Below are 19,481 nucleotides of genomic sequence, written 5' to 3' on the forward strand. Positions count from 1 at the left end.
ATGGATCGTGAACCCGAAGCGCCCGACGAGAATCCTCCTCGCCGAGGATCAGCGCCTGCAGGCGCGCATGATTCTCGCAGTCATCGAAGCCCTCGGCCTCGAACCCGTGCTCGCCGGCGACGGCGAAACGGCCTGGAGAATCCTCTCCAGCGACGACCCGCCACCGGTGGCCCTGCTCGACTGGATGATGCCGGAGCTCTCTGGAGTCGAAGTCTGCCGGCGACTCCTCGACCATCCCCGGCGCAGCTCGATCTACCTGATCCTGCTCACCGCGCGCGATACGACCGAGGACATCGTGGCGGGGCTCGAGGCCGGCGCCAACGACTTCGTCACCAAGCCGTTCGAACCGCGCGAGCTGCTGGCGCGAATCCAGGTCGGGCTGCGGGTCGTAGCGCTCGAGCGCGAGCTGGCAGATCGCATGGGGGAGCTCGAACGCGCTCTGGAGGAGCGCGCCGCTGCCGAGAAGCGTCTGCGCGAGGCGCGCGCGCGCGAGGTCGAGGTTGCCGATCGCATTCAGCAGACTCTCCTGCTCGGCGCTCCGCCGGAGTTCCCGGGCCTTGAGACCGCCGCTCTGTCGGCTGCCTCCGAGGGCGTCGACGGCGACTTCTACGACTTCATCTCGCATGGCGACGACTTGCTCGATGTGGTCGTCGGAGACGTCATGGGCAAAGGTCTTCCTGCCGCGCTGGTCGCGGCCGCGATCAAGGCCGAGATACTGCGTGTCCTCGCTCGCCGCGGCTCGACCAGCAGCGAGACCGCCGCTCTGCCCTCGCCCGCGGCACTCCTCGACGCCGTGGCGCGCGCGCTGGCACCCCGGCTCTCCGACCTCGAACGCTTCGCGACACTGGTGCTCGCGCGCTTCGACCTCGGCGCCGGTCGCCTGACGCTCGTCGACGCCGGCCACACCGCGACGATCCTCGTACGCGCCGCCGCCACGGAGCCCGAGGAGCTGCCGGGCCTCGATCCCCCCCTCGGCATCTCGGACGACCCTCGATTCCGTGAGGTTTCCACGACGATCGCGAACGGGGACCTGGTCGTCTTCTATTCCGACGGACTGACCGAAGCCCGCAATCCGCAGGGCGAGCTCTTCGGCGTCGCGCGGTTGCGCACCCTGGTGGGCGAGGAACGTGCCGCCAGCCCGAGGAGGATCGTCGACGCCATGCACGCCGCCGTCCGCACATTCGTCGGTAGCGCTCCGATCAGCGACGATCTGACCTGTGTCGCGGTGCGGATCCACGGCCGGGCAAGATCCGGATCGCACGCCACCGCGCTCGACCTGACCGCCAATCTCGACGAGCTGCCGCGCCTTCGCGCCATGATCACCAGCGCCGCGGCTGGCCCGCCGGCAAGCCTCGACGAAACCCGCTTGCGCGCCCTCGTCCTCGCTGTCAACGAGGCTTTCGTCAACATCGTCCGTCACGCAGTCCCGGGACGGACGGACGCACGCATTCGGCTCGAGACCATCGTCGATTCAGAGCGCGTCGAGGTCAGCCTGGTCCACGATGGTATCGCCTTCGACCCGGCGACAGCCCCGACGCCCGACTTCGAGGGCGGCCGCGCCAGCGGCTTCGGCGTCTACCTGATCGCCTCGAGCGTCGACGAGGTGCGCTATGAGAACGACCCTGGTAGCAGAAGAGTGCGACTGACGACGTTCGTACGGCGAGCGGCACCGATCTCAGAAACCGAGGGTGGCGATGGGTGATTTCAAGGGCTTCCAGGGCGACGTCCTGCGGCACGCCAGAAGCTCGCTCGGCCAGGAGCCGAGCGAGCTCTCGAACGGCGAGTGGTTTCGCGCCGTTGCGCTCGCCGCTCGTGACCGCCTGCTCGAAGGCCGCCTCCAGACCGAGAAGCGCTACCGGGCAACTCGACGCAAGCGCGTCTACTACCTCTCCATGGAGTTCCTGGTCGGCCGGCTCCTCGAAGAGTCGCTGATCAACCTCGGCCTGCTCGACGACGCTCGCAGGGCGCTCGACCCGCTGGGGGTGGACTTCGACGCGATCCTGCGCGCCGAGCCCGACGCTGCGCTGGGCAACGGCGGTCTCGGCCGCTTGGCGGCCTGCTTTCTCGAGTCGATGGCCACCTTGGGCATTGCCGGATTCGGCTACGGCATCCTCTACGAGTTCGGTATCTTCCGTCAGGCGATCGTCGATGGCGCTCAGCGCGAGCGCCCCGATCAGTGGCTCCGCTTCGGCTCACCTTGGCTGGTCGAGCGGCCGGACGAATCCTGCCTGGTGCCACTCTATGGCCGGGTCGAGGGCGGCAGCGACTCGCGCGGCGCCTACAATCCGCTCTGGCTCGACTGGCGCCTGCTCGTCGGAGTGCCTCACGATCTGCCGGTGGCGGGCTTCGGCGGCGAGACGGTGAACAGCCTCCGCCTGTTCTCCGCCCGTGCCTCTGACCAGTTCGATATGGACGTCTTCAACGAGGGCGACTACCTCCGGGCCGTCGAGGGCAAGATCGCGGCCGAGACCGTCTCCAAGGTGCTCTATCCCTCCGACAGCTTCGAGGCCGGGCGGGAGCTGCGCCTCGTGCAGGAGATCTTCCTCGTCTGCTGCGCGCTGCGCGACGCGCTGCGACGCGACCTGGCCAGCGGCGGTGCGCCGGCGAGTCTCGCCGATCGCGTCGCGATCCAGCTCAACGACACCCATCCGGCATTCGCGGTCGTCGAGTTGATGCGCCTGCTCGTCGACGAGCGCGAAGAGCCCTGGGAGCGGGCTTGGGCGACCACCCAGGCGGTACTCGCCTATACCAATCACACGTTGATGGCCGAAGCTCTGGAGCGATGGCCGGTCGCGCTCGTGGAACGGGTCGCGCCGCGGCATCTCGAGATCCTCTACGAGATCAATCGCCGCTTTCTCGAGGACGTCGCAGCCCGCTGGCCGGGGGATGTCGGCCGCCTCGCGCGGATGTCGATCGTCGAAGAGCAGCCTGTCCGTCAGGTACGAATGGCGAATCTCGCGATCGTCGGCAGCCATTCGGTCAACGGCGTCGCGCGGTTGCACTCGCAGCTCGTCCGAGACGAGCTGGTGCCCGACTTCGTCGCGCTTTGGCCCGAGCGGTTCAACAACAAGACCAACGGAGTGAGCTTCCGCCGCTGGCTGCTGGTCGCCAACCCCGCCCTCTCGGCGCTCATCTGCGAGGCAATCGGCGAAGCCTGGATCAAGGATGGTTCTGAGCTCCGGCGGCTGGCTCCATTCGCGGACGAGGACGCCTTCCTCGAGCGGACACAGCTCGTCAAGGCAGGCAACAAGCGCCGCCTTTCCGCTCAACTCGCGACCCTGCCCGGTCCCCGCCTCGACCCCGAGCGACTGCTCGACGTCCAGGTCAAGCGGATCCACGAGTACAAGCGGCAACTACTCAACGTACTCTGTGTGCTCGACGAGTATCTGACGCTGATCGAGGACGGGGTCCCGCCGCCGGCGCCGCGCTCGATTCTGATCGCCGGCAAGGCCGCCCCGGGCTACGCTCTCGCCAAGCAGATCATCCGCCTGGCGCACGCCGTGGCCGCCCTGCTGGCGGGCGATCCGCGCGCACGACCTTGGCTGGAGCTCGTCTTCGTCCCCGACTATCGGGTGACGCTCGCCGAGACGATCATTCCGGCCGGGGAGCTCTCGGAACAGATCTCGACGGCGGGAACCGAGGCCTCGGGCACCAGCAACATGAAGTTCGCCCTCAACGGAGCTCTCACCATCGGCACGCTCGACGGCGCCACCGTCGAGATGAGCGAGGCGATCGGCGCCGAGAATCTCTTTCTCTTCGGACTGCGCTCCGAGGAGATCGCAGCACATCGCCGCATCGGCAGCTACCGTCCACGCGAGCTCTACCGAAAGGACCCGGGCATTCGTCGGACTCTCGACACACTCGCCAGCCCGGCGATCGCCGGTGGCGAATTCGCCTGGCTGCGTGACCGTCTGCTCGATGACGACGCCTACTTCCTTCTCGCCGATTGGGCCGCCTACCGTGACGCACGGCGCAGCGCGGGCCTCGCATGGCTGGATCGTCGCGCTTGGACTCGCAAGGCGGTTCTCGGCATCGCCAGCATGGGCTACTTCTCGAGTGATCGCGCGATCGCCGAGTACGCCGCGGGGATCTGGGGTGTCGATCCGTGAGCAACGGACATCTCCACAGCTGGTCCTACGAATCGCTCTACGCCCTCCTCGAGGTGGCGAGCGAACGGCTCGCCCCCGAAGACGTCGCCTCGCGTTTCGTCACCGAGTTGGGAGAGCGGCTGTCGCTCGCCGGCGCGAGCGTCTGGCTGCAGCGCGAGGACGGTCTCGGGCATCCGCGCCAGATAGCAAGCTGGACGGCCAGAGGGGCGGCCGCACCGCCGCGGGACCTCACCAAGCTGACCGCGGTCCCCGCAGCGTCGCAGGTCTGGACTTCGAGCGACGGCAGAGAGGGCCTCTTCGCTCTGGCTGCAGAGGGATATCTCTGGCTCGCTGGCCGGACGGTCGGTTCGATCCGCGAGATTGGCGAATACAGCCGGCTGAGGCTGGTCTTTCGCCGCTTCGCCGATACGCTCGAGTGGGCGCGAGTGCATGCGCGGTCGGTGCGTCGGCTCGACGATGTCGCGGCTTCCGAGCGCCGCGCCGTGGACCAGGCCGGGCGCCTGGCGGCGCTGGTCGGCAGTCTCGAGGGTGCCGTGCTGGTCGAGACAGCGGACCGCCGGATCGCCCTCGCCAACGCGTCCTTCTGCAAGCTGTTCGGCGTTCCGGCGCCACCCGAAGCGATGATCGGAGCCGACTGCTCGCACGCAGCGGAGGGCAGCAAAAACCTCTTCCAGTCCCCCGACCTGTTCATCGCCGGCGTCGAGCGCGCGCTCGAGAACCGCCAACCGGTCGCCAATGAAGTCCTCGAGATGGCCGACGGCAGGATCGTCGAGCGCGACTTCGTTCCGATCAGCCTCGATGGCCGGCCGGCCGGGCACGCCTGGCACTACCGCGAAGTCACCGCGCGCGTGCGCGCCGAGCGCGAGGTCGCGCGGCTCAAGAACTTCTACGAGCAGGTCCTGGGCTCGATGCCAGTGCAGCTCGCGGTGTTCGACCGCGAGCTGCGGTACCTCCACGTCACGCCGAGCGCGATTGGCGATCCGGCCACGCGGCAGTGGATCATCGGGCGCACGGACCGCGAGTTCTGCGAGCGGCGGGGCCTCGCGCCAGAGATCGCGGAGGCGAGGGTAGCGGTGATCCGCGAAGCGCTCGACACCGGGCGATCGAGCACCTTCGAGGAGTCGTTCACCGACCGGACCGGCGAGCTGCGCCACTTCGTACGCTTCGTGCACCCGGTGGTCGATGACACCGGTCAGGTCGTCGCCGCGCTCGGCTACGGCCTCGACATCACCGACCGCAAACGCTTCGAAGAGCAGCTGACGGCGGCCAATCGCGCCATCGAGGAGTCGGCCCGGGCGCGCGAGCGTTTCCTCGCCAGCATCAGCCACGAGATCCGCACACCTTTGAACGCCGTGATCGGAATGACCTTCCTGCTCGACGAGACGGCTCTCGGCGCCGAGCAGGAGAGCTACCTCGCCGCCATCCGGTTCTCGGCCGACACGCTGCTCTCCCTGATCAACGACGTCCTGGACATCTCCAAGCTCGAGGCCGGCGGGGTCGAGCTCGAGTCGATCCCCTTCCGGCTCGACAGCCTGCTGCGCGAGCTCGCCAGCGCCACCCGCTTCGACGCCGAGCGCAAGGGCCTGGCGCTGCATCTCCAGGTCGATCCCGAGCTCGAATTGCCGCTCCTCGGAGATCCGACGCGGCTGCGCCAGGTGCTCATCAATCTGGTCTCGAACGCGGTCAAGTTCACCGACCAGGGCGACATCGAGATCGCCGCCCGGACCCTCGCGCCGGTCGAGGGCCGGACTCCGGTGCAGATCTCGGTCGGCGATTCCGGGATCGGCATCGCGCCCGAGAAGCGCGCGCTGATCTTCGAGCCGTTCGCGCAGGAGCGCGCCGATACGGCCAGGCGATTCGGCGGCACGGGGCTCGGACTCGCGATCGTGCACCAGATCGTCGAGCACATGGGCGGGTCGGTGACGGTCGGCGACCGGCCCGGTGGCGGCACCATCTTCACCGTCGAGGTGGCGCTGGCCACGGCTCCGCCAGCGGCCCTGCCGGCGCACGCCGCTGTCACTTCGAATCCCGAGCTCGAGCTCGCGGGTGCGCGCCTGCTGCTGGTCGAGGACAATCGCGTCAATCAGGTGGTCGCCTCGCGCATTCTGCGCCGGTTCGGCGCGACGGTCGAGATCGTGAGCAGCGGCGAGGAGGCGTTGCAGCGCCTCGCCGGGGAAGAGTTCGAGCTCGTGCTGATGGACGTCCAGATGCCCGGTCTCGACGGCTACGAGACGACGCGGCGCATCCGGTCGGACCTCGGGCTCGCCGCCGCGCAGTTGCCGGTGCTGGCGCTCACGGCATCCGTGCTGCCTGAGGAGCGCCGGCGCGCCGCAGCCGCCGGCATGAACGACTTCATCGCCAAGCCGTTCGATCCGCAGCGCATCCGCCAGGTGATCGCGGACCACCTCGCCGCCCGCGGCTGGCATCCGCGAGCGGTCTCTGGCCCGCCGCAGGTCGCGACGAACGATGCCGCCGCCGAGGCCATCAACTGGAGTCGCCTCGAGGCCAGCGCGATGGGGGAGCCAGCGCTGGTCGTCGAGCTTCTCGATCTGTTCATCGAGGACGCTCCGGACGGCGCGACAGCGATCCGGGCGGCCGGCGCGGCCGCCGATGCGCGCCGGCTCGCCGCCGCCGCGCACGCGCTCAAGGCGAGCGCAGGAGCGGTCGGCGCGGCCGGCCTTCAAGCCGCCCTCGCGAGCCTCGAGAGCCTCGCTCCGACCCTCGAGGCCGAGGCGATGGCGGTCGCTGCTGAGGCAGCGGCGAGGCGCTGTCTGCGGGTTGTCGCCGCGCTGCGCGAGGCGCGGCCGCGCTACGCCGCGCGCCTCGGCGAGGCCCAAGGGCCCCGTGACCCTAAAGGAAATGGAGGCTGATGCCGCGCTCGCGCAGGACTCGGCGCAGGCGCCGGCGGTCGCGCAGGTAACCCGCCAGGTGCCAGGTCCACGGGCTTCCGAATGCGGAGGTGGTGCCCGCCGCGATGGCGCGCCGCAAGTCTCCGGCCGTGGATCCGGCGAAGCGCGTCCCGGTCCGGCCGACCACCGAAAGGAAGTGGGCATCGGAGCCCCCGACTTCCGGCAGGCGGCGACCGAGGTGGCGATTGAACAGCTTGGTGTAGGTGTTGCCGCCGATCTCGGTCGGATTCGAGTTGCAGACTTCGACGGCGTCGAACGGGACGCTCGCGATCGCTCGTCCGACTCCTTTCAGCCCGAGCAGGCGCAGCGCGAACGTGAACGGATGCGCCGCGATGGCCACACCTCCCTGATCGTGGATGGCGGCCACGGTTTCGCTGGCGCTCATTCCAGGGGGAATGTCGCGCTCGACCCAGAGGCCGAGGATGTGGCCCTCCTGGCTCGACACCTCGACCCCAGAAATCAGCTCGAGCCGCTCGCCGAGCTCCGGGAAGCGCTCCAGGTGGTCGCGCGCCATCCAGTTGCCCGCCAGGGTGTCGTGGTCGGTGATCGCGATCACCCGCAGCCGGCCCTCGGCCGCGACGGCGTTGACGAGCATCTCCGGCGAGCACATGCCGTCGGAGTAGACGGTGTGGAGGTGAAGGTCGCCGAGGCTCCAGGAAGGCGCACCCGCCACCGGATCCGGCGCGCGCACGACTTCCTGGAGTGACATTCTCGTCAGGGTACCATCCGGCCCCTATTCTTCGTCGAGCTCGATGTCGAGGCGGACTTCCTCGCCGGCACGCACCGAGAAGGTCTGTTCTTCGGACTCCCGGCCCGGTCGCACGACTTCGATCCGGTGTTCGCCGGGATCGACGATCAGGCCTGCCCGCAACCGCGCCAGCTCGCGCCCCGTGCCGAGGAAGCGGCCGTCGAGGTAGACCGAGGCGTCGTCCGGTTCGATCTCGAGCCGGAGGCTCCCCGGCTCGCCGCGCGCGTCGAGGCTGTCCGGCCCCGCCGCCACCCTCTCGTCGCCTTCCGGCGCACCCGTTCCGGACGACTCGTAGCGCCCGGCCTGGGCCTCCTCATAGGCACGCGCCTGCGCTTCGTTCTCACGGTCACGGCGCAGACGCTCCTCCCGGTTCGCGGTCGATTTCGAGACCAGGTCCTGGGGCAGCGTCTCCTGCCCGGGAACCATCGAGTCGTTGACGTCGATGACCAGGCCACCGTAGACCGAGTACTGACGGGAGACGGTCTGGAAACCGGGGGCGAAGATCACCACGTCGTAGGTCCCCTTCTCCAGCCAGAGGAAGTCCGGGAAGCCGTCGAAATCGTCCGCGGTTCCGACCAGGTCGCCGTTGACGTAGACCTGGGCGCTCTCCGGGCTGACGTCGAGGTCGAGCGCACCGTGGGTCGCTCCGACGGCCGGGTAGACCGAGGTGTATCCCCAACCGCCGTAGGCGTAGGGCGCCCCGTACCAGCCGAGCCCGTAACCAGGGTAGCCGTAATAGCCGTAGCCGCCGTAGCCGCCGTAGTAGCCACGGTAGCCACCATAGTAGCCACGATAGCCGCCGTAGTAGCCACGATGGCCCCCGGAGTGGCCGCGATAGCCGTTGTAGTGACCGCCGGAGGAGCCGCCATGGCCGCGATAACCGCCCTGGCTCCCATGGCTCCCGGAGCCACCGCGGTTTCCGCCACCGCTCCCGCCCTGCCCCCCACCCGACTGTGCCACCAGCGCGGTCGCGGGCAACGTCAACGCCGCCGCGAGCGCCAACCTCAGGAAGATGCGTCCAGTTCGATTCCTCATGACCCTACCCTTTCCATTGCGAACGGCCCCTCGCGCCAAGCTCGATGCAGTCCCCGGAGGTAGTGAACGCGAAGGGCCTCCTCCCACATTCCGGGCAGACTCACGGGAAGGAACTGCAAAGCCCGGACCAGGCACTCCCTGCGGAACCGGTGCAGGCGCGAGGGGAGCGGACCGGGACCTTCCGGACCGAGCCCGAGAAAGCCCGCGAGCTCCGGATGTTTGCGCGCGAAGATCACGGCGCTGTAGCCGGCGCGCTCCTGGCGTGCGCAGAAACGCCGGAAATCGGTCGGATGATCGTGCAGGACCCGCGCCCGCGGCTCGTAGACCAGCCGCAGCCCGCGCCGGAAGAGGCGGAAAGCGGCCTCGATGTCCTCCCACGCCGGATCGGGAAAACTCTCGTCGAACGGCTCTTCCAGCAGGAGGTCGCGCGGCAACGACAGGTTCGAAGTGTAGAAGAAGTTGAACGGGACGTTTCGGGAATCGCCGATCAGGGCGTAGCCGAACTGCGGCCCCTGCTCGTTGATGAACTCGAGGAACGGCGTGCGCCGCAGACGTGGGTGCCAGGCGGTGTAACCGATGACCGCCAGCCGGGCCGCGCCCGGACTCGCCTGGTGTTCCGCCCAGTGCGCCGCGAGCCAGCCCGGCTCCGGCACCGTGTCGTCGCCGAGAAAGGCGACGATCGCGCCGGCTGCCGCGGCGACGCCGCGATTGCGCGCCGCGGCCGGACCCCTGTTCTGCTGCCGCAGCCGGCGCACCGGGTGCGCCGTCGCGCGCTCCCCCAGCCAGTCGAAGGTGCCGTCGGTCGAGCCGTCGTCCACGACCACGATCTCGAACGGCGGCGCTCCCTGCTGGTCGTCGAGCGCCTGCAGCACTTCGCCGAGAATGCGCCGCCGGTTGAAGGTCGGAATGACCACCGAGACATCGCAGGCCGGGCAGGCGGCGCTGGCCCGGCCGGCCCCGCCGGTCACCGCGCGTCCTCCCCGGGCAGCTCCATCACCTCGGAGAGGGTGGCGCGCGCCAGCACCGGGCTCGCCGGCAGGAGACTCGAGAATCCTGAGCTCGCAAACAGCGCCTCGTCGCCGAGATAGGTCGGAACCAGGTAGAGCGGGAAGCGCTCGCAGAGCTCGCGGTCGGAGCGCCGGCGTCGCTGCCGCGCGACCTCGCGTACTGCCGCGGCGTCGTCGAGCACGGCGAGAAAGAGGCTCATGGCGCGCAGGTGCGAGAGCGCCTGCGGATGCGAGAGCTCGAAGCCGCCGCCGGCGACGACGCGACGCAGCCGACGCGAGATCCGCCCCCAGACACGACGGGTGAACTCGGCCGGCCCGAGCCGCCGGAGCTTGCCGAGCCAGGACGGATCCAGACCCCCGGCCGCGGCGCCCGCCGCGTCACGGCTCGTCACCGCGCCGGTGAACGGATCGCGCCGCAGAAGCTCCGCCGCCCCGGAGTTCCCCGCCACGACGATCGACTCGAGGCGCGCCAGGAAGGTCAGCAGGATCGCCGGCATGAGCTGCGGCCAGAGCTCGTCGTCGAGGTTCTTGTAGGCGTTGAGCAGGGCGTTGCGCTCGAACAGCGAGCCACGCACGAACGGCCCGACACGATCGCTCGTGGCGGCCGAGCGGTGACGGACGACGGCTTCGCCACAGGCTTCGATGCGCTCGCCGCCGGCCCAGAGCCGCCAGCCGAGATCGACGTCCTCGAGATAGGCGAAGTACGCGGGGTCGAAACCGCCAGCCGCCAGAAAGGAGCGCCGCCGCACGAGCATGTTCGCGCCGCAGGCGAAGGCGAGCTCCTCGCCGCTCGCCGGCATCCTCGCTGTCGCGAAGGAGCGGCGAAAGTCGAGCTGAAAGGCGTGGCCGTCGAACGTCCGCAAGCCGTAGCCGAAGTCGAGCCGCTCGCCCTCCCAGTCGACGAGCCGCCCGCCGATGGCCGCGACATCCGGGGCGGCAGCGGCCGCCGCGTCGGCGAGCGCCGCGAGCCAATCGGGCGCGGGGTGGGTGTCGTTGTTGAGCAGGATCAGGAAGTCGCCTTCGGCGAGGTCGGCGAGCCGGTTGTTGGCGGCGGCGAAGCCGAGGTTCGTCGGACTCTCGACCAGCCGCACCCAGGGGTGGTGCACGCGCACCCAGTCCGCGGTGCCGTCGCGCGAGCCGTTGTCGAGCAGCAACAGTTCCCATTCGCAACCCGGATCGCGCTGCGCGGCGACCGCCGGCAGGCAGATCTCGAGGTGCCTCCGGCCGTTCCAGCTCGCGACGAGGATCGAGAGCCTGCGCTGGCTGGCGGACATCACTCAGCCCGGCCCCTGCCCGCTGGCGCCGCCGCGAAGTCTCTCGACCCAGCGATGCAGCCGCCAGGCGCGCGTCCCTTCCATCTCGCGGATCAGGGCGTTCAGGCGGGTGATCTCGGCGCGGGCCCGCTGCAGATCGAGGGCGAGCTCCGGCACGCTCCCGCCCACCTCCGCGACCAGGGAGGCGAGGTCGCGCCCACGGAAATCTCCGGCCGCGAGGCAGCGATAGCCCTCGGCCAGCTTCACTTCCGGTGTGAGGGTGTGGGTGCGAAACTGACGCAGCCCCATTCCGGCCCGCAGATACGGGTGGCGCTCCTCCTGCGAGGCGTAGATCGCCATCGCCCGCTCGAGCTTCTCTTGACAGTCGCTGACGTCGACGAGCCGGTCGGGATATCCGGGATGGTTCACCTCGTAGAGCCAGACTTCGAGCCCGCGCGCCGCCGCCGCGAGCGCGGCGTCTTCGCCAGCGGTGGAGAGAACATCGAAGAGCGCGGCGAAGGCGGCACGGTGATCCTCGGAGACCTCGAGCGGCGACGGCACGAGGACGAGGCCGGGGCGCTCCGCGAGGAGGCGCTCGCGGATCGCCGCAGCAGCCTCGGCGCGTCCCGCGGCGAGCGCACCGTCGCGGATTCCGAGCACCGCCATGCCGGCGCAGCCGAAGAGACGGATCACCTCTTCCGCCTCTCGCCGGCGGCGTGCTGCGTAGGCCAGGCGATCGTCGATCTCCTCGATTCCGCCGGAGCCGTCGGTGAGGAAGAGCACCTGCACCGGCGCGCCGGCCGCGGCCAATGCGAGGAGGAGACCGCCGCAGCCCAGCACTTCGTCGTCGAAGTGGGGCGCCAGGACGAGCGTCCGGACCGCGGCCGCGGCGCTCGTCCTGCCGGGGGGCTGCGGCGGGCGGATCAAGGGGTCCGCAGGGGGCCGTTCGGCTCGCCACGATGGCGCCAACGGATCTTCAGAACGTCGGCCAGCATCCGCGCCGAGTCGCGCAGGGCGTGAACACTGGAAGCCGGAGAGTCGTGCCAGGCGACGCCGACCTCCCGGACGACGGCGCCGCGCCGCCGGGCGAGCCAGACGAGCTCGACGTCGAAGGCGAAGCGGTCGATCTGCATGTCGGCGAACAGGGAGCGCGCGAGATCGCCGCGCAGCAGCTTGAAGCCGCACTGGGTGTCACGGATGCCGCCCACGGCGACGACCCGCACGACGACGTTGAACAACCGCCCCATGAGCTCGCGATAGGCCGGCTGCCGCCGGGTGATCTTCGAGTCGGCCACGCCGCGACTTCCCAGCACCAGACCCGCATCCGAGAGATGCGGACGCAGGCGCTCATACTCTTCGATCGGCGTGGAGAGGTCGGCGTCGCAGAGCAGGACTTCGGCGCCGGTGCTGGCGAGGACGCCGGCCCGCAGCGCTGCACCCTTGCCCTGGTTCTCCGCGAGCCGCAGCCAGCGGATCTCGCGGTACGCAGGCTCCAGTGCAAGCCTGCCGGTGCCGTCCGTGCTGCCGTCGTCGACCACCAGGATCTCCGCGCCGCCCGGCAGGCTTCGGGCGTAGGCCAGGAGCCGATCGAGGGTCGGACCGATGCGTGCCGCCTCGTTGTAGGCGGGGACGACGATGGAGAGCTGCGGGTCCATCGCTGGATTCTACGGCCTGCAGCACCTGGCGTGCAGGCTTCAGGCCCGCGGCGCAAAACGGTTCAGAAGTGATCCGAGTCGCCCATGGTCAGATAGAAACTCCCGAGCACCTGGGGCACGGTCACCCGCCGGTCGAAGGCGATGGCGCTCAGCCGGAGGACCGGCTCTGGAACCTGGGCGAAGCCCTCGCTGAGGAGCACGCTCGCCGCCTCGCCGTCGCCGCGCAGCCAGAGGTCGACGGCGGTTGCGCCCCGATCGCGGGCGCGCTCCGACACGGCGGCGACCAGGTCGGCGAGATCGGCCGGGCGCTCGCCGTCCCAGACGAGGTCGACCCAGTGCGCGACCTCGCCTCCGGAAGCGAGCACGGCCCAGGCCCGGGTCTCGCCAGCGCGACGCACCCCGATCTGAACGTAGCGCCCTCCCGGGCGGCGTTCGTAGCGCCAGCGGAACCAGGCGGCATCGCGCACCGTCGCGCACGGGTAGCGATCGCGGCTGCGGCGCCAGAGCCGGTCGGCGGCGTGGGCGTCGAAGCCTTCCGAGATCCAGCTCCGCGCCGGGAACCGGCTGCGGCCGGGCGCGCTCGCGCGCTGCAGGCGAACGAGCGCCGCCGGCTCGAAGTAGTGGCCGGTAACGGCGCCGGCACGTTGGTGGCGCTCACCGGGGAAGCCGTAGACGAAGCCGACCGGGGCAGCGCCATCGGCACCGGCGCATTCGGCGAGAAATCGCTCCATGGTGCTCTGGAACGGACCGCCGCGCGGGCCGAGCGCCCGCCGGCGGCGCGAGAAGACGTCGACGATCTGCGCCGCCGGCATCGGCTCACCCCCCCAGACGGCGTCCACCGTGATGGCCGCATACTGGCAGGCGAGCTCACCGTCGCCGTCGAACGCCAGCAGGATGCGCGAGCCGCGCGGCGGCTCGAGAAACTTCCAGCGCCACTCGGCGAGGGAACGCTCGCTTCGAAAGACCTCCGCGAAAGCCCGCTGGATCGCGGACTCGTCCCCGGGGGCATAGGCACGCAGGCTGAAACCGTGGTCGCTCATCGCGCCTGTGCGGTGTCGTCGCGGACGAGGTGCACCGGCGCCGACTCCCGGCCGCGGGCGTCGACGGCGCGAATCCAGAGCTCTCCTGGCGGAAGCCGGCGCCAGATCTCCTCCGGCATCTGCCAGTCGGGGGTGGGTCGCGCGAGCCGTTCGCCCGCCGCCGGAAACCCTCCGGCCGCGAGCGCCATCTCGACCCACGCGGTGTCGCCGGCCGCGAAAAGCCCGGGCAGTGCGAGCGCCGCCGAGGCGGCAGGCACCGCATCCGGCGCGCGACCGGCCGCACGACGAGGTGGCCTCGGAGCTGCGGCGAGCGCCTCGAGCAGCTGCGCGACGCCGGCGCCGAAGTGCCGGCGGCGGAAGATCTTCTCCGCTTCCGCGAACCAGGCGGTGGCGCTGGGCTCCCGCACGCTGCTCTGGGCGTAGAGATGCACCGCGTGCGCCGCGGGAACGAAACGGGAGGCGAGGCCCGCGGCACGCAGACGAAGCAGCCAGTCGGTCTCCTCGAAGTAGAGGCGGAAGGCCTCGTCGAAAGGTCCCACCTTCGCCCAGGCGTCGCGCCGAAAGGCGATCAGGGCGCCCGAGAGAGACGACGAAACGAACGGCTCCGTCGCCTGCCAGTGGCGGCGGGCATGCCGGCGCCACGCCTTCCGCGCCGCGCCCGAGAGCAGGGGCGCCGCGGGAAAGCGGCGCGCCAGGGCGGCGCGCAGCTCCGCAGGGACAGATCTCGCCTCGGTCGGCGGCAGGAAGACCCGCTGGTCGTGGTCCCAGTAGAACTGCGGCCCTGCCGCCGCGGTACCGCGTTCGAGCTCGGCGTGGAGGCTCGCGAGACATCCGGGGGCGACCAGGACATCTGGATTCATCGCGATGATGCGCGCGGCGGAGGTGCCTTCGACCCCGCAGCGCACGCCGCCGGCGTAGCCCAGGTTCGCTCCCGGATCGATCCGCCGCAACGGCAGCTCGTCCCAGGCCGAGCGGTCCGCCGGCTCGCTGCCATTGTCCACGACCACGATCTCGGCGCGCAGCCCGGAGATCTCGAGGTCCCTGCGCAGGGCCCGCACGGCCTCGGTGAGGAGCTCCGGGGTGCGGTAGTGCACCAGGATGATCGCGAGGTCGCTCACGCGGAGGCCCGTTCTGCGCCTGCCGCCCAGGCGAGGGCCCGCTCGACCTCCACCGCGACACCCGCGGGTGAGAATCGCCGCGCCGCTGCGATGCCCTTGCGCCGTTGTGCGCGCCAGGCGGCCGGCGAGTCGAGGAGCGACTGCGCTCCCGCCGCGAAGGCACCGGCGTCGCCGGGCTCGACGAGCACCGCGCCGCCTTGCGCGGTCAGGAACTCGACGCCCGCAAGACGCGACGCCACGACCGGAACGCCGAGCTGCATCGCTTCGAGGAGCGGCAGACCGAGACCCTCGCCGGGGAGCGACGTGAAGAGCAGCAGGTCGCAGCCGGCCAGAGCTCGCAGGGCTTCGCCCGGGGCGACGGCCGTGAGATAGCGATCCGCCTGACCGAGCTCGCGCTCGGCTTCCGAACAGGGCAGGGCGGAGATCCGCAAGAGCCGCGCGGAGCGACCGGCGAGCCCGCCGAACGCTTCGAGGCCGGTGCGAATCCCCTTCACTTCCGCCTCGAAGATGCCGCAGAGTGCAACCCAGGGGAGGCGGCGCGGACCGAAGCGCAACGGGCGGCGCACTGTGAGATCGGCCGGCGCCGGCGCCAGCCGGGACTCGCGCCCGAACTGTTCCGCGAGCCGCCGGCCGAGGTGCGGCGCCACCACCAACGCGGGGAGCGGCCGGCGGTAGGCTTCGCGGATCGCCTCGCGCTGTGGCGCGAGGTGGACCAGGTCCTCCTCGAACCCCTGGCAGAAGTGCGCGACCGGTCCGGCCTGAAGCGCATCGGCCCGCGCCAGGGTCGTCCAAAAGGTGGCGACGATCAGATCCTGCGACGGCAGTCGCGCCTCTGGCTGCGAGAGGTCGAGGTAGCGCAGGGCTGGCCGGCTCCGGGAAGCGAACCAGGGGGCGAGCCAGGCCGGCCGCGGACCCTCCGCCGCGACCGTCAGCTGGTGGCCGCGATCGGCGAGGAGCCTGGCCTGCTGGGCGACGACCTTGGTCCCTCCGCCGAGCTCGGGCCGGTCCAGTAGATAGGTCACCCGCATCGGATCGCTTCCGGGGCGGCGAGCTAGAGCTCGTCCGCGAACGCCGGCCGCAGCCGGCGGAAGAGCGCCCAGCCCGTCCCGAGCACGGCGAGCGCGATCCCGACGAGGGCAAAGGCGGCGCTCGCCTCCGGTGGCGCGCTGCCGAGGAGCACCGTCCGAAAGGCCTGGACGGTGGTCGCCATCGGATTGAGCGCAATCCAGGGGCGCAGGCTCTCCGGCACGAGGGTGAAGGGATAGACGATCGGGGTGAGATAGAACCAGGCCTGCATGCCGATGCCGATCGCCTGCGAGACGTCGCGGAAGAAGACCTGCAGGGCGGCCGCGGCCCAACCGAGCCCCAGCGCGAGGCAGATCTGCGCCGCGAGGCCGAAGAGCAGCCAGGGCAGGCGCCCCCAGGCGGGCTCCCCGGCGACCGCCTGCCAGACGGCGAAGATGGCGAGCGCGACGAACTGATGCACCAGCGCCGAAATCACGTTCGACACCACCAGCAGCTCGCTCGGGAAGCGCAGCTTCCGTACCAGGCCGGAATGGTCCACGACGGCGGTCGAGGCCCGCTGGACGGCCTCGGCGAAGCCCAGCCAGGGAACCAGGCCGGAGAAGAGAAAGACCGGGAAACTGGCCGTCCGCTCGCCGACGATCGGGACCTTCAGAATGACCGAAAAGACCACCCAGAGGAGGGCCAGCTGCCAGAGCGGGTGGACGAAAGCCCACAAAAAGCCGAACAACGAGCCGCGGTAACGGCTCTGCAGGTCGCGGCGGACCAGCTCTTTGAGGAGGAAACCGTGATGCATTCGGGTCCCGGCGCCCTGGCGGGCAGCGGCTCATGGCATCTTGACATGGAACCTCGCCCCTGCCTACTATGCGTAAGTCTAGGACACCGACTATGGGACAACTACCAGAGATCCGCCAGGTCCAGCTCGTCGGGATGAAGATCCGTCAGCTCCGCAAGGAGCGGCATCTCACCCAGACGGAGCTCTCCGCGAAGCTGGGAATTCAGCAGTCCGACCTCTCGCGCATGGAAAAAGGCGAGTATCGGGTGAGTCTGGATACCCTCTTCAAGGTGCTCGCCGAGTTCCGCATCGGCGTCGGCGAGTTCTTCGAAGATGTCTCGCGGGAAACCGTCTCGCCGCGCGATCTGCGCCTGCTGAACGATTTCCACGCTCTCGATCCCACCGCGCAGGAGGAGATCGAAGGCTACATCCACGAGCGCAAGCGGCCGGTTCGCAGCGCTCGCCGCGAACCGGTGCTCCTGAGCTAGGGACGCCGGGCGTGATCCGAAACGCAGCAGAGTTCCAGGCGGCCCGCGGCCGCTGGACGGAGGCCGTCGAAGCCGGGCGCCTGGACGAAGCGCTGGCGCTCGTCGAAGAGGCCTTGGCGTGGGCCGAGGTCGATGGCGACGAGCTGCTCCTCGACCGCGCGGTCTGCAACCGGGCGGCAATCGCCCTCGAGCTCGGCAGCGGGGCGGTGCACATCGCGTCGCTGCGCGCCCTGCTGATGCGCGCCGCGGACCCCGAAAACAGCTACCTCGCCGCCTACACCATCGCGCGTCACCACGAGCTTCAGAAGGAGCATCAGAAGGGTCTCTTCTACGCCCGGCTGGCGCGCGACCGCGCCGCCGCGCTCGACGAGAACCGGCAGGCTGCGAGCCTCAACTACATCGCGAACTTCCTCGTTGCCGAGAGCCGGTTCGAAGAGGCGATCGCCGCCTACGATGAGGCTCTCGCCCTGCTGCCGTCGATCGACTCGCTGCGCGGGGCGGTGATCGGCTACAACCTCGGCTACTGCAACGTGCTCACCGGCCGCAGCCGTGAGGGGCTGACGCTGCTCTACGCGAGCCTGCGTTCCCTGCTGCGCCGCGGCGCGCACGGTCACGCCATGAAAGCTCGACTCGATCTGGCCTTCGCCCTGCTCGAGACCGCGCACGCCCGCCCCGCCGGCCGCCATGCGGCACGCGCCCTGGCACTCGCCGAGAGCTTCGGGGACGCCGACGCGAAGAAGAACGCGCTCTACCTGCTCGGCGCGGCCGCGGTCGCGACCGGCGACCGGGTCGGCGCGCGCCGCCACTTCGAACGCCTGCAGCAGGGCTTCTACCCGGAAGCCGACTACCTTCCCGAGCTCCTGCTGCACGTCGACGTGCGCGAACTGGTCAACCTCAAGGCCTGATCCTGCGACCGATGAAGAACCTCCTCCGCGCCTTCGCTCTCTCGGCCCTCGTCGTCGCGACGCCGTCCTTCGCGACCGCGACGTCGACGCCGGTCGAGCTCGGCAGCGACGGCACGATCTACCGCCTCTGGACGGGGACCTTCGGCGAGCTTTTCGGCCCTGACAACGCTGCCGTCCCCGGCGATCGGCCGATTCTCGCCCTGGATATCGTCCCGTCCGGGCAGCCTCTCGTTCGTCATCTCGTCCCCGGCACCGAGGGCGCGGAGTCCGAAAGCTCTGCCGCGCTGCTTTTCGATCGCGCCTCCTCCTCGGTCCATATCGTCTGGAATTCGCGCACGGTCGCGAACCTGACGGTCTCGCGCCTTCACCTGCGCTCGCTCGCCTCCGAGGGCTGGACGGAGCTGATCGAGCTCTCCGGCGGCTCGCTGACCGACAAGTCGGCGCTGCGCCTGGCGCTCACCTCGGACGACTACGCAAAGCGCACCGACGGTGTCGAGACGCGTGTCGCGCGCCGGGTTCTGCATCTGGTCTGGGTCGAGACGGTGGCGGACGTCCCGCACGCCTACTACTCTCCCGTCGTCTTCGCCGACGGCAGATATCTCGGCTGGAACCCGGTCGTCGCGCTGGACGATCTCGCGACCCCGGACCCCAGCCTCGCGCCCGCGCCGCAGGTCTCGGTCGCGCTCCGCGCGGCGCCGACCCTCACCGCGACGCCCACCGGCAAAGTCTCGGCTTCGTTCGTCCACTCGCTGTCGCGGCATCTGGTCGCGGTGGACGTGCAGGCGCTCCCCGGCGAGCTCGGCGAGTTGGCGGAGTCCGCTCGCGGGCACATCGTCGAGCTGGCGGCGGTTCTCGGCAACGAAGACCGTACCGAGCTCGCCACCCTGGCGCGCGGCCACATCGTCGAACTGGCAGGCGACTTCCATCCCGCCGCCGCGGCCTACATCGGCGATCGGACCGGCGAGCTGCTGGCTTCGGCGGAAGCCTCGATCGACAGCACGGTACTCGGCGAGATGGCCCGCGGGCACATCGTCGAGCTCGGGCGGGAGATTCTCGCCAGCGGGCTGGCGAACCGCTGCGCCGAGGAGGAGCTCCTGCTCGAGATCCCGGCGCTCGACGCCACCGGTGGCGGAGCTCCTGGAGACCACGTCTTCAGCCACTTCTTCGCGATGCGTCGGGTGGCGCGCTGGGAGATCCCGTCCGACCTCGTCGCTCCGGATGCGCGGATCCTGGTCTCTCCCGATGGCATTCGCGCCACGATCGCCTGGACAGGCGAGGGGCACCTCTTCTATCGCGAAGTCGAGGCGGATGGCGAGTGGAGCCCGGTGCGGGACCTCGACTTCTCGCAGATCGCCGCCGCCGATGCCTGGGAAGCCGTAGCGCGTCGCGCTTCGGGCCTCTGATTCACCTGCCTCT

The 19,481-nt window shown here is 70.3% G+C and carries 16 protein-coding genes; 6 read left to right on the top strand and 10 right to left on the bottom strand.

Translation table 11 applies throughout. The annotated features are described in order from the left end of the window. The first annotated feature begins 7 nt into the window (after window positions 1-7). The 3 genes from KBI44_02130 to KBI44_02140 are packed head-to-tail and all read left to right on the top strand — an operon-like array spanning window position 8 to window position 6,979. Complete coding sequence (locus KBI44_02130; GenBank protein MBP9143258.1) at window positions 8-1,702, top strand: SpoIIE family protein phosphatase; 1,695 nt, start codon at window positions 8-10, stop codon at window positions 1,700-1,702. Continuing rightward, window positions 1,695-4,109 carry a glycogen/starch/alpha-glucan phosphorylase gene (locus KBI44_02135; GenBank protein ID MBP9143259.1) on the top strand — a complete coding sequence of 805 codons (2,415 nt, stop codon included), beginning with the start codon at window positions 1,695-1,697 and terminating at the stop codon, window positions 4,107-4,109. The genes KBI44_02130 and KBI44_02135 overlap by 8 nt, the downstream gene beginning before the upstream one ends. Beyond that, window positions 4,106-6,979 (top strand): response regulator, encoded by a 2,874-nt coding sequence (locus KBI44_02140; protein MBP9143260.1) that lies wholly within the window; start codon window positions 4,106-4,108, stop codon window positions 6,977-6,979. The genes KBI44_02135 and KBI44_02140 overlap by 4 nt, the downstream gene beginning before the upstream one ends. On the opposite strand, the gene KBI44_02145 is transcribed toward KBI44_02140, so the two are convergent. The 10 genes from KBI44_02145 to KBI44_02190 all read right to left on the bottom strand — a co-directional run bounded on the left by KBI44_02145 (window position 6,960) and on the right by KBI44_02190 (window position 16,693). Next, window positions 6,960-7,727 carry a CehA/McbA family metallohydrolase gene (locus KBI44_02145; protein MBP9143261.1) on the bottom strand — a complete coding sequence of 256 codons (768 nt, stop codon included), beginning with the start codon at window positions 7,725-7,727 and terminating at the stop codon, window positions 6,960-6,962. The genes KBI44_02140 and KBI44_02145 overlap by 20 nt on opposite strands. 24 nt (window positions 7,728-7,751) lie before the next feature. After that, the gene (locus tag KBI44_02150) at window positions 7,752-8,801 is read right to left on the bottom strand and encodes a PEGA domain-containing protein (protein ID MBP9143262.1); all 1,050 of its coding nucleotides are present in this window, start codon (window positions 8,799-8,801) and stop codon (window positions 7,752-7,754) included. Continuing rightward, complete coding sequence (locus KBI44_02155) at window positions 8,798-9,769, bottom strand: glycosyltransferase (GenBank protein ID MBP9143263.1); 972 nt, start codon at window positions 9,767-9,769, stop codon at window positions 8,798-8,800. The genes KBI44_02150 and KBI44_02155 overlap by 4 nt, the downstream gene beginning before the upstream one ends. Further along, entirely contained in the window at window positions 9,766-11,082 is a 1,317-nt protein-coding gene (locus KBI44_02160; GenBank protein ID MBP9143264.1) for a glycosyltransferase family 2 protein, read from the bottom strand. The genes KBI44_02155 and KBI44_02160 overlap by 4 nt, the downstream gene beginning before the upstream one ends. Window positions 11,083-11,085: 3 nt before the next feature. Then, window positions 11,086-11,988, bottom strand: coding sequence for a PIG-L family deacetylase (locus KBI44_02165; protein ID MBP9143265.1), 903 nt, complete (start codon window positions 11,986-11,988; stop codon window positions 11,086-11,088). After that, on the bottom strand, window positions 11,985-12,716 hold the full coding sequence (locus tag KBI44_02170) for a glycosyltransferase family 2 protein (GenBank protein ID MBP9143266.1): 732 nt from the start codon (window positions 12,714-12,716) through the stop codon (window positions 11,985-11,987). The genes KBI44_02165 and KBI44_02170 overlap by 4 nt, the downstream gene beginning before the upstream one ends. Before the next feature lie 62 nt (window positions 12,717-12,778). Beyond that, complete coding sequence (locus KBI44_02175; protein ID MBP9143267.1) at window positions 12,779-13,756, bottom strand: GNAT family N-acetyltransferase; 978 nt, start codon at window positions 13,754-13,756, stop codon at window positions 12,779-12,781. Continuing rightward, window positions 13,753-14,874 (bottom strand): glycosyltransferase family 2 protein, encoded by a 1,122-nt coding sequence (locus KBI44_02180; protein MBP9143268.1) that lies wholly within the window; start codon window positions 14,872-14,874, stop codon window positions 13,753-13,755. Before KBI44_02180 ends, KBI44_02175 begins: the two co-directional genes overlap by 4 nt. Next, complete coding sequence (locus tag KBI44_02185) at window positions 14,871-15,896, bottom strand: glycosyltransferase family 4 protein (protein ID MBP9143269.1); 1,026 nt, start codon at window positions 15,894-15,896, stop codon at window positions 14,871-14,873. The genes KBI44_02180 and KBI44_02185 overlap by 4 nt, the downstream gene beginning before the upstream one ends. A gap of 29 nt (window positions 15,897-15,925) precedes the next feature. Further along, window positions 15,926-16,693 (bottom strand): ABC transporter permease, encoded by a 768-nt coding sequence (locus tag KBI44_02190; GenBank protein ID MBP9143270.1) that lies wholly within the window; start codon window positions 16,691-16,693, stop codon window positions 15,926-15,928. A 92-nt stretch (window positions 16,694-16,785) separates the two neighbouring features. On the opposite strand from KBI44_02190, the gene KBI44_02195 reads away from it, so the two are divergent. The 3 genes from KBI44_02195 to KBI44_02205 are packed head-to-tail and all read left to right on the top strand — an operon-like array spanning window position 16,786 to window position 19,468. Then, the gene (locus KBI44_02195; GenBank protein ID MBP9143271.1) at window positions 16,786-17,160 is read left to right on the top strand and encodes a helix-turn-helix transcriptional regulator; all 375 of its coding nucleotides are present in this window, start codon (window positions 16,786-16,788) and stop codon (window positions 17,158-17,160) included. Window positions 17,161-17,171: 11 nt separating this feature from the next. Further along, window positions 17,172-18,065, top strand: a complete 894-nt coding sequence (locus tag KBI44_02200) for a hypothetical protein (GenBank protein MBP9143272.1) — start codon at window positions 17,172-17,174, stop codon at window positions 18,063-18,065. 11 nt (window positions 18,066-18,076) lie between these two features. Next, window positions 18,077-19,468 carry a hypothetical protein gene (locus tag KBI44_02205; GenBank protein MBP9143273.1) on the top strand — a complete coding sequence of 464 codons (1,392 nt, stop codon included), beginning with the start codon at window positions 18,077-18,079 and terminating at the stop codon, window positions 19,466-19,468. Window positions 19,469-19,481 lie beyond the last annotated feature (13 nt).

The organism is Thermoanaerobaculia bacterium (assembly GCA_018057705.1).
Taxonomy (GTDB): domain Bacteria; phylum Acidobacteriota; class Thermoanaerobaculia; order Multivoradales; family JAGPDF01; genus JAGPDF01.

Bases quoted from the DNA above. Each gene is read 5' to 3' on its own strand.
- KBI44_02175 (MBP9143267.1), bottom strand. From the start codon at position 13,756: ATGAGCGACCACGGTTTCAGCCTGCGTGCCTATGCCCCCGGGGACGAG.
- KBI44_02135 (MBP9143259.1), top strand. From the start codon at position 1,695: ATGGGTGATTTCAAGGGCTTCCAGGGCGACGTCCTGCGGCACGCCAGA.
- KBI44_02205 (MBP9143273.1), top strand. From the start codon at position 18,077: ATGAAGAACCTCCTCCGCGCCTTCGCTCTCTCGGCCCTCGTCGTCGCG.
- KBI44_02170 (MBP9143266.1), bottom strand. From the start codon at position 12,716: ATGGACCCGCAGCTCTCCATCGTCGTCCCCGCCTACAACGAGGCGGCA.
- KBI44_02160 (MBP9143264.1), bottom strand. From the start codon at position 11,082: ATGTCCGCCAGCCAGCGCAGGCTCTCGATCCTCGTCGCGAGCTGGAAC.
- KBI44_02190 (MBP9143270.1), bottom strand. From the start codon at position 16,693: ATGCATCACGGTTTCCTCCTCAAAGAGCTGGTCCGCCGCGACCTGCAG.
- KBI44_02145 (MBP9143261.1), bottom strand. From the start codon at position 7,727: ATGTCACTCCAGGAAGTCGTGCGCGCGCCGGATCCGGTGGCGGGTGCG.
- KBI44_02150 (MBP9143262.1), bottom strand. From the start codon at position 8,801: ATGAGGAATCGAACTGGACGCATCTTCCTGAGGTTGGCGCTCGCGGCG.
- KBI44_02195 (MBP9143271.1), top strand. From the start codon at position 16,786: ATGGGACAACTACCAGAGATCCGCCAGGTCCAGCTCGTCGGGATGAAG.